At 39.8% G+C, this 934-nt stretch carries 1 protein-coding gene; it reads left to right on the top strand.

The genetic code is table 11. The features are described 5' to 3' along the window. Window positions 1-893 (top strand): IS256 family transposase (locus ACFSFY_RS07365; RefSeq protein ID WP_381536722.1); only part of this gene is annotated, 893 nt, incomplete at its 5' end. Window positions 894-934: the final 41 nt, after the last annotated feature.

The raw sequence follows: 934 nt of genomic DNA, 5'->3' as shown, positions 1-934 counted from the left end.
TATCTATGCTCGAGATGGTTGTAAATGGCGTCTCGACTCGCAAGGTTACCAATATTGTGGAACAGCTTTGTGGAGAAAGTATTTCTAAATCATTCGTTTCATCCTTAACTGCCAAGTTGGATCCAATCGTGAAAGAGTGGGCTGAGCGACCTTTAAATACAACTTATTATCCTTATCTTTTTTTGGATGCAATGTATATTAAAGTACGTGAACACCATCGTGTTGTATCGAAAGCAGTTTATATCGCGATTGCGATAAACGAGGCTGGATACAGGGAAATTCTAGGTATGAAAGTGGATCATAACGAGAGTTATGAAAGTTGGGCTAACTTCTTACAAAGCCTTATCTCTAGGGGCTTACAGTCCCCAAAACTGGTCACCTCGGATGCGCATAAAGGCTTGAAAAAAGCAATCCAAGAAAAGTTTTTAGGAACGGCTTGGCAACGTTGTACTGTTCATTTTAGAAGGAATATTGCAGATTGTTTTCCGAAAAAAGATTGTGATGAAGCTAGAAGTCTATTAAACAGTATTTTTGCTGCAGAAGATGTAGACACTATTCGCCGACTGAAAGATCTATTTTTCGATAAATATTCAGAGGAAAAGCGATTTGAAAAAGCACTAACCATACTAGATGACGGATTCGATGATGCGATACAAAACCTTAATTTCCCGTTAAGACATCGTAAATTTATTCGTTCTACAAATCATTTGGAACGTCTTAATCAAGAGGTGCGCCGACGTGAACAAGTTATCAGGATTTTCCCGAATACCCAATCGGCTTTTCGTTTAATTGGGGCAGTTTTAATGAGTTATACAAAGGGAAACAAAGGGTGGGAAAGAAATGTTTTCGGCCAATCTGCCGGTTCCCAAAAACAGCAGGACGCACAAGTATGACCAGTAGCGACTTGACATGGAGCCTCTGCGGGCATAATCAT

This window comes from Sporosarcina siberiensis (assembly GCF_042681925.1).
Classification (GTDB): domain Bacteria; phylum Bacillota; class Bacilli; order Bacillales_A; family Planococcaceae; genus Sporosarcina; species Sporosarcina siberiensis.
Note: the sequence above shows the minus strand (reverse complement) of the source record. Positions and strands in the feature narration are given on the sequence as shown.